The 7,852-nt window shown below is 72.6% G+C and carries 9 protein-coding genes, 1 tRNA gene and 1 pseudogene; all 11 read left to right on the forward strand.

The features are described 5' to 3' along the window. Nucleotides 1-254, forward strand: a pseudogene (locus UW392_RS12175) (hypothetical protein); the annotation flags it as partial. Between the two features lie 74 nt (nucleotides 255-328). After that, complete coding sequence (locus UW392_RS12180) at nucleotides 329-763, forward strand: roadblock/LC7 domain-containing protein (RefSeq protein ID WP_320774948.1); 435 nt, start codon at nucleotides 329-331, stop codon at nucleotides 761-763. Further along, nucleotides 760-1,137 carry a DUF742 domain-containing protein gene (locus UW392_RS12185; RefSeq protein WP_320774949.1) on the forward strand — a complete coding sequence of 126 codons (378 nt, stop codon included), beginning with the start codon at nucleotides 760-762 and terminating at the stop codon, nucleotides 1,135-1,137. Before UW392_RS12180 ends, UW392_RS12185 begins: the two co-directional genes overlap by 4 nt. Then, complete coding sequence (locus tag UW392_RS12190) at nucleotides 1,115-1,714, forward strand: ATP/GTP-binding protein (RefSeq protein WP_320774950.1); 600 nt, start codon at nucleotides 1,115-1,117, stop codon at nucleotides 1,712-1,714. Before UW392_RS12185 ends, UW392_RS12190 begins: the two co-directional genes overlap by 23 nt. A 28-nt stretch (nucleotides 1,715-1,742) precedes the next feature. Next, nucleotides 1,743-2,306, forward strand: a complete 564-nt coding sequence (locus tag UW392_RS12195) for a GAF domain-containing protein (protein WP_320774951.1) — start codon at nucleotides 1,743-1,745, stop codon at nucleotides 2,304-2,306. 216 nt (nucleotides 2,307-2,522) lie between these two features. Then, nucleotides 2,523-3,551 (forward strand): L-threonine 3-dehydrogenase, encoded by a 1,029-nt coding sequence (gene tdh / locus UW392_RS12200; RefSeq protein WP_320774952.1) that lies wholly within the window; start codon nucleotides 2,523-2,525, stop codon nucleotides 3,549-3,551. Nucleotides 3,552-3,560: 9 nt separating this feature from the next. Next, a complete protein-coding gene (locus UW392_RS12205) occupies nucleotides 3,561-4,760 on the forward strand; it encodes a glycine C-acetyltransferase (RefSeq protein WP_320774956.1) in 1,200 nt (399 codons plus the stop codon). 31 nt (nucleotides 4,761-4,791) lie between these two features. After that, nucleotides 4,792-5,694 carry a LysR family transcriptional regulator gene (locus tag UW392_RS12210; protein ID WP_320774953.1) on the forward strand — a complete coding sequence of 301 codons (903 nt, stop codon included), beginning with the start codon at nucleotides 4,792-4,794 and terminating at the stop codon, nucleotides 5,692-5,694. 72 nt (nucleotides 5,695-5,766) lie between these two features. Continuing rightward, on the forward strand, nucleotides 5,767-6,126 hold the full coding sequence (locus UW392_RS12215; RefSeq protein WP_320774954.1) for an MmcQ/YjbR family DNA-binding protein: 360 nt from the start codon (nucleotides 5,767-5,769) through the stop codon (nucleotides 6,124-6,126). A gap of 106 nt (nucleotides 6,127-6,232) precedes the next feature. Beyond that, nucleotides 6,233-6,306, forward strand: a tRNA-Pro gene (locus tag UW392_RS12220). A gap of 215 nt (nucleotides 6,307-6,521) precedes the next feature. Next, nucleotides 6,522-7,852, forward strand: a 1,331-nt coding sequence (locus UW392_RS12225; protein ID WP_320774955.1) for a polyketide synthase, incomplete at its 3' end; no start/stop codon positions are given.

Here is a 7,852-nt window from a genome sequence, read left to right on the forward strand (position 1 = left end):
GCCCCACCGACGTACGCGACGCCGGGCGCGCACCCCGCGACACGTCGCGCACCGACTCGGCGTCCGCCCCCGCCCCCGCTCCGGGAGCCGTACCGGAACCCGCACCGGGGCCCGCCCCCAGGGCCGTACCGCCACCACCCCTGAGCGCGACCCGCCTGGGCGGCCCGCACCCGGCCGGGCCCGCGGAACAGACGACCGGCGCGCACCGCACCCCGCCCGCGCCCCGGCACGACGGTGGCGCACCGGCCGGATGACCACCTCGCCCGCCCTCCCCCCACCCACCCCCTCCGCTCCCGCGGACCTTCGTACCCCAAGGAGTCGATCCACCATGGCGAGCGATGCGCCGACCGGACAGGTGTCCGATCTCGACTGGCTGATGAGCGGCCTCGTGCAGCGTGTACCGCACACCATGAGCGCGGTGCTGCTCTCCTGCGACGGGCTGGTGAAGTCCGTCCACGGGCTCGACCCGGACAGCGCCGACCACATGGCCGCGCTGGCCTCCGGCCTCTACTCCCTCGGACGCAGCGCGGGCATCCGCTTCGGGGACGGCGGCGAGGTGCGCCAGGTCGTCGTCGAACTCGACTCCAGCCTGCTGTTCGTCTCCACCGCCGGCTCCGGCACCTGTCTCGCCGTCCTCGCCGGGCGCGAGGCCGACGCCGCGGTCCTCGGCTACGAGATGGCGATGCTGGTCAAGAGCGTGCGGCCCTATCTGACGACCGCGCCCAGGCAGCCCGCCGTGGAACCCCCGGCGATGAGGCCTTGAGCGCGGCCCCGGCCGGCGACGGACCCTGGCTCGACGACGCGGCCGGACGGCTGGTGCGCCCCTACACGGTCAGCGACGGCCGGACCCGGCCGAGCACGTCGCTCGACCTGCTGTCGCAGGTGATGGCCACCGGCGCCACCCCCCTCGGCTACCTCGGACCCGAGCACACCCAGGCACTCGAGCTGTGCCGGGCACCCGTGTCGGTCGCCGAGGTCGCCGCCCACCTCGAACTGCCGGCAGCGGTCACCAAGGTGCTCCTGTCCGACCTCGTGGACGGCGGGCTCCTCACCGAGAGACCGCCGACCTTCCACGACAACCACACCGACCGGGCCCTTCTGGAGGCAGTGCTCGATGGACTACGACGACAGCTGTGACCCGTTTCCCACCGCGCTGAAGATCCTGGTGGCGGGAGGATTCGGGGCGGGCAAGACGACCTTCGTGGGCGCGGTGAGCGAGATCGCGCCGCTCAGCACGGAGGAACTGCTCACGACGGTGAGCGAGGGCACCGACAGTCTCGACGGCGTCGAGAACAAGGTCGAGACGACCGTCGCCATGGACTTCGGCCGGATAACCCTCGACCGCAAGCACGTGCTCTACCTGTTCGGCACCCCCGGGCAGCAGCGCTTCTGGTTCATGTGGGACGAGCTCTGCGAGGGCGCCCTCGGCGCGGTCGTGCTCGCCGACACCCGTCGGCTGGAGGACTGCTTCGCCGCCGTCGACTTCTTCGAACAGCGCGGCCTGCCCTTCATCGTCGCCATCAACGAGTTCGACGGCTCCTACCGCTACGACCCCGTGGAGGTCCGCGCCGCCATCGACCTCGACCCCGACGTCCCCATCGTGCGCTGCGACGCCCGGATCTCCAGCTCCGCCGTGCAGACCCTGCTCACCCTCGTCCGCCACCTCCTCGCCCACACCCCCGGGCACGCCCCGAGCCGCGGAGCCCACACATGAGGGCCGACGCGGCCCGTGGAGCACGGCCATGACCTACGATCCACCGCGCCCGCCCGGCCGGCTGCTGCTGACCCCCGAGGACAAGGACGCCCCCGCGCGCGTACGGCGGCTGCGCCTGCTCGGCCTCGGTGAGCGGCCGGAACCCGCCCTCGACGCCCTCGCGCACCGGCTGGCGCAGCACGCGCAGGCGTCGTACGCCATGATCACCTTCGTCGACGAGCACCGGCAGTTCTTCGCCGGGCTGTGCGCGCCGGAGGGCGCCGTGCGCGGGCCGGACGGCGTCGAACGGACGCTGGGCCGCCACCTGGACCGCAGTTACGGCTTCTGCCCCCACGTGGTGGTGCGCCGCAAGGCACTGGTCCTGGAGGACGTCCACGACTACCCGCGCTTCGCCGGCAACCCCGTCGTCGACGAGATCGGCATCCGCTCCTACCTGGGCGCCCCCCTCGTCGACAGCACGGGCATCGCGCTCGGCACGGTGTGCGTTGCCGACACCGCGCCGCGCCCCTGGGGGAGGGCGGGGCTGGAGAGCATCAAAGCCACGGCGGCCGACCTCACGGCGCGGCTCGAACAGCGGGAGACGCTCCCCTGACCAGCGGGTCACCGGGTGCTTCCGCGACAGGCTTCCGCGGCGCGAGCCGGGGCGGGTGTGAAGGAAAGCTGCGGCGCAGCTTAAGAAAAGCTCGATGGACCGGGGACGGCACCGTACGGAAGATCTTCTACGGGTTCACCACCCCATTCCCCCTCCCGGCACGGGCTCCTCCGGCATGCCCCGCTCCGGGACCTCACCCCCGCTAGGAGCCGTTGCGTGAAGGCGCTGGTCAAGGAGAAGGCGGAGCCCGGGCTGTGGCTCCGGGACGTCCCCGAGCCGGACGTCGGCCCCGGTGACGTACTGATCAAGGTCCTGAGGACCGGTATCTGCGGCACCGACCTGCACATCCGTGACTGGGACGGCTGGGCGCGGCGGACGATCGGCACCCCGCTGGTCGTGGGTCACGAGTTCGTCGGCGAGGTCGTCGCGACCGGGCGTGACGTTGTCGACGTCGCGGTCGGTGACCGGGTCAGCGGCGAGGGGCACCTGGTGTGCGGCAAGTGCCGCAACTGCCTCGCCGGACGCCGCCACCTGTGCCGGGCCACTGTCGGGCTCGGCGTCGGCCGGGACGGCGCGTTCGCCGAGTACGTGGCGCTGCCCGCGGCCAACGTGTGGGTGCACCGGGTCCCGGTCGATCTCGACGTCGCGGCGATCTTCGACCCGTTCGGCAACGCCGTGCACACCGCGTTGTCCTTCCCGCTGGTCGGCGAGGACGTACTGATCACGGGTGCCGGGCCGATCGGGCTGATGGCCGCGGCGGTGGCCCGGCACGCGGGGGCCCGCAACGTCGTCGTCACCGACGTCAGCGCGGAGCGGCTGGACCTCGCGCGCAAGATCGGCGCCGATCTCGCGCTCGACGTCTCCGCCGCCACCATCGCCGACGGACAGCGGGAGCTGGGCCTGCGGGAGGGCTTCGACATCGGGCTGGAGATGTCCGGCCGCCCCGAGGCGCTGCGCGACATGATCGCCAACATGACGCACGGCGGCCGGATTGCGATGCTGGGCCTGCCCGCGGAGGAGTTCCCCGTCGACTGGTCCCGGATCGTCACCTCGATGATCACCATCAAGGGCATCTACGGCCGGGAGATGTTCGAGACCTGGTACGCCATGTCGGTGCTGCTGGAGGGCGGCCTCGACCTCGCCCCCGTGATCACCGGCCGGTACGGCCACCGCGACTTCGAGGCCGCCTTCGCGGACGCGGCGAGCGGCCGTGGCGGCAAGATCATCCTCGACTGGACCTTGTAAGGACTGATGATGTTCGACTCCGTACGCGACGACCTCCGCACCACCCTCGACGAGATCCGCGCCGCCGGCCTGCACAAGCCCGAGCGGGTCATCGGCACCCCGCAGTCCGCGACCGTGAACGTCACCGCGGGCGGCCGCCCCGGTGAGGTGCTCAACTTCTGCGCCAACAACTACCTCGGCCTCGCCGACCACCCCGAGGTGATCGCCGCCGCCCACGAGGCCCTCGACCGCTGGGGCTACGGCATGGCCTCCGTGCGCTTCATCTGCGGTACGCAGGAGGTGCACAAGGAACTGGAGGCGCGGCTCTCCGCGTTCCTCGGCCAGGAGGACACGATCCTGTACTCCTCCTGCTTCGACGCCAACGGCGGCGTCTTCGAGACGCTCCTCGGCCCGGAGGACGCGGTGATCTCCGACGCCCTCAACCACGCCTCCATCATCGACGGCATCCGCCTGTCGAAGGCCCGCCGCTTCCGCTACGCCAACCGTGACATGGCCGACCTGGAGCGGCAGCTGAAGGAGGCGGCCGAGGGCGGCGCCCGCCGGAAGCTGATCGTCACGGACGGCGTCTTCTCCATGGACGGCTACGTGGCGCCGCTGGACGAGATCTGCGACCTCGCCGACCGCTACGACGCCATGGTGATGGTCGACGACTCGCACGCCGTCGGCTTCGTCGGCCCCGGCGGGCGCGGCACCCCCGAGCTGCACGGCGTCATGGACCGCGTCGACATCATCACGGGCACCCTCGGCAAGGCCCTCGGCGGCGCCTCCGGCGGTTACGTGGCCGCCCGCGCCGAGATCGTCGCCCTGCTGCGCCAGCGCTCGCGCCCCTACCTCTTCTCCAACACCCTCGCCCCGGTGATCGCGGCGGCCTCGCTGAAGGTGCTCGACCTGCTGGAGTCGGCGGACGACCTGCGGACGCGGCTCGCCGCGAACACCGCGCTGTTCCGCCGCCGGATGACCGAGGAGGGCTTCGAGATCCTCCCCGGCGACCACGCGATCGCGCCCGTCATGATCGGCGACGCGACGGTGGCCGGGCGCCTGGCCGAACTGCTGCTGGAGCGCGGGGTGTACGTGATCGGCTTCTCGTACCCCGTGGTTCCGCAGGGCCAGGCCCGCATCCGCGTCCAGCTCTCCGCCGCGCACTCCACCGAGGACGTGCACCGCGCGGTGGACGCCTTCGTGGCGGCGCGGGCGGAGCTGGACGCCTGAGCGGCCCGGACGCGCTGCGACAATAGTTCACATGATCGAAGCGCGGCGGCTGCACATCCTCCGTGCGGTGGCCGACCACCGCACGGTCACCGCCGCTGCCGCCGCGCTGTACCTCACACCCTCCGCCGTCTCCCAGCAGCTGACCGCCCTGGAGCAGGAGACCGGCCACCGGCTGGTCGAGCGCGGCGCGAAGGGGGTGCGGCTGACGCCGGCCGGTGAGATCCTGCTCGGCCACACCCACGCGGTCCTCGCCCAGCTGGAGCGGGCGGAGGCCGAGCTGGCGGCGTACGCGACCGGCTCGGCCGGCACCGTCACCGTCGCCTCCTTCGCCACCGGCATCGCCCAGGTCCTCGCCCCGGCGCTGCACCGTCTCGCCGGCACCGCCCCCGGCATCCGCGTCCGGGTCCGGGACGCCGAGGGCGACGCCAGCCTGCCGATGGTGCTCGACCGGCAGGTCGACGTCGCGGTCGCCGTGGAGTACCGGGGCGCCCCGGACGCGGACGACCCGCGCCTCACCCACGTCCCGCTGTACGCCGAGCCCTTCGACGCCGTCGTGCCCGTCACGCACCGGCTGGCCGACGCGGGCGAGGTCCCGCTCGCGGAGCTCGCCAAGGACCCGTGGATCGGTCCCTACCCCGGCAACCCCTGCCACGACGTGGTGGTCCTGGCCTGCGAGGCGGCCGGCTTCCAGCCCTCCCTGGAGCACTCCTCCGACGACTTCCGCGCGGTCGTGGCCCTCGCGTCCGCCGACGCGGGCGTCGCCCTCGTGCCGCGCTCGGCCCTGCGCGGGATGGACCTCACGGGCGTCGTCGTACGCCCCGTCGACGGCACCGCCCCCACCCGCCGGGTCTTCGCGGCCGTGCGCCGGGGCGCGGAGGGGCATCCGCTGATCCGCCCGGTGCTGGAGGCACTCCGCGCGGCCGCGCGCGTGTGAGGGGCACCGGCTCACTGTGGGCCGCGGACGGCCGCGGAGCCGTTGTCGGTGCGGCCCGTTACGGTGCCTGTCATGCCGGATGCCGAAGACGTACGCCGTGTCGCCCTGTCCCTGCCGGACACCGCGGAGGTGACCGCCTGGAGCATGCCCACGTTCCGGGTCGCGGGCAAGATGTTCGCCACGCTGCCCGAGGAGGAGACCTCCGTCGCGGTGCGCTGCCCGAAGGACGAGCGCGACGAGCTCGTCCTGGCCGAGCCCGCCAAGTTCTGGGTCGCCGACCACGAGGCGTACTCCGCCTGGGTCCGGGTCAGGCTGGCCGCGCTGGAGGACGAGACGGAGCTGCGCGACATCCTCGCCGACTCCTGGCGCCAGGCCGCCCCGCCCCGGCTGCTGGAGGCACATCCCCGGCTGGGGCTGCACCTGGTCGACTGACGGGGCGGTGGACCCCCGCGGGCAAACGGGTGCGCGATCACCACCCCGAGTGCGGTATGGTTTCCGTGCACGTCGGGCCGGGGGAAACCCCAGGTCAGACGGACATCGGGACGTGGCGCAGCTTGGTAGCGCACTTGACTGGGGGTCAAGGGGTCGCAGGTTCAAATCCTGTCGTCCCGACGGTGTCATCGCGACGCAGGGGCCGTTCTCATGAACGGCCCCTGACGCGTTTCCGGGCGGTGCCCCGGCGGTCGACGCGCGGCGCCCCTCACTCTTTCGGGCGTACGTACCCATGATCCGTACATGACCACGGTATGTATTCACCTGGATGCGCAGAGTCATCTACCTGATGCGTAGAGTCATCAGCTCCGCGTGGGCCGACATGGGGGGAAACCATGAGCCGCGACAGGATCGCAGTCATCGGCATCGGCTGCCGGTTCCCGGGCGACGCGTCCTGTCACCGGAGCTTCTGGCGGAACCTGGTCGACGGCAGGGACTGCCTCACGCCGACGCCCGCCGACCGCTACGACGTCTCCTCCCTCGGCAGCCCGGACCGGATCAGGCCGGGGCGGCTGGTCGGCGGACGCGGCGGCTACATCCGGGGGTTCGACGAGTTCGAGCCGGAGTTCTTCGGCATCAGCCCGCGGGAGGCGGAACTCATGGATCCCCAGCAGCGCAAGCTGCTGGAGGTGACCTGGGAGGCCCTGGAGGACGGCGGCCAGCGGCCCGAGGAACTGGCGGGGCGTGACGTCGGGGTGTTCGTCGGCGCGTTCACCCTCGACTACAAGATCCTGCAATTCGCCGACCTGGGCTTCGACACGATCGCCGCGCACACCGCGACCGGAACCATGATGACGATGGTGTCGAACCGCATCTCGCACTGCTTCGACTTCCGCGGTCCCAGCGTGTCGGTCGACACCGCCTGCAGCTCCTCCCTGGTCGCCGTCGACCTGGCCTGCCGGAGCCTGCTCCGCGGCGAGAGCTCCCTCGCGCTGGCCGGCGGCACGCTGCTGCACATGGCACCGCAGTACACCATCGCCGAGTCCCAGGGCGGCTTCCTCTCCCCGGACGGGCGGTCGTGCGCCTTCGACGCCTCGGCCAACGGCTACGTACGGGCGGAGGGCGTCGGTGTGGTCGCGCTGAAACGGCTGGCGGACGCCGAGCGCGACGGCGACCCGGTGCACGCGGTCATCATCGGCAGCGGAGTCAACCAGGACGGCCGCACCAGCGGCATCACCGTGCCCAGCGGGCGCGCCCAGGAGGCCCTCGTCGAGCAGGTCTGCGCCGAGGCGGGCATCGTCCCCGGCGACCTGGGCTACGTCGAGGCACACGGCACCTCCACCCCGGTCGGCGACCCGGTCGAGGCGGTGGCGCTCGGCCGCGTCCTGTCGGTCGGGCGGCAGCCCGGCACCCGGTGCTACGTGGGGTCGGTCAAGACCAACATCGGACACACCGAGTCCGCCGCGGGCATCGCGGGCCTGATCAAGACGGTCCTCAGCCTGGCGCACCGCACGATCCCCCCGCACCTCAACCTCACCCGGATCAATCCCGCGATCCCCCTGGAGTCGCTGCCGTACGAGATCCCCGGCCGGCCGGTGGACTGGCCCGCGCGCCCGGGCCCCGCGCGCGCCGGGGTGAACGCCTTCGGGTTCGGCGGCACCAACGCGCACGTGGTGCTCGAAGAGGCGCCGCGCACGCCCGCGCGGCACGGCGCCGACCGCCCCGG

This window comes from Streptomyces sp. CRN 30, from assembly GCF_034105845.1.

Bases quoted from the DNA above. Each gene is read 5' to 3' on its own strand.
- UW392_RS12180 (WP_320774948.1), top strand. From the start codon at position 329: ATGGCGAGCGATGCGCCGACCGGACAGGTGTCCGATCTCGACTGGCTG.
- UW392_RS12190 (WP_320774950.1), top strand. From the start codon at position 1,115: ATGGACTACGACGACAGCTGTGACCCGTTTCCCACCGCGCTGAAGATC.
- UW392_RS12195 (WP_320774951.1), top strand. From the start codon at position 1,743: ATGACCTACGATCCACCGCGCCCGCCCGGCCGGCTGCTGCTGACCCCC.
- UW392_RS12205 (WP_320774956.1), top strand. From the start codon at position 3,561: ATGTTCGACTCCGTACGCGACGACCTCCGCACCACCCTCGACGAGATC.
- UW392_RS12210 (WP_320774953.1), top strand. From the start codon at position 4,792: ATGATCGAAGCGCGGCGGCTGCACATCCTCCGTGCGGTGGCCGACCAC.
- UW392_RS12215 (WP_320774954.1), top strand. From the start codon at position 5,767: ATGCCGGATGCCGAAGACGTACGCCGTGTCGCCCTGTCCCTGCCGGAC.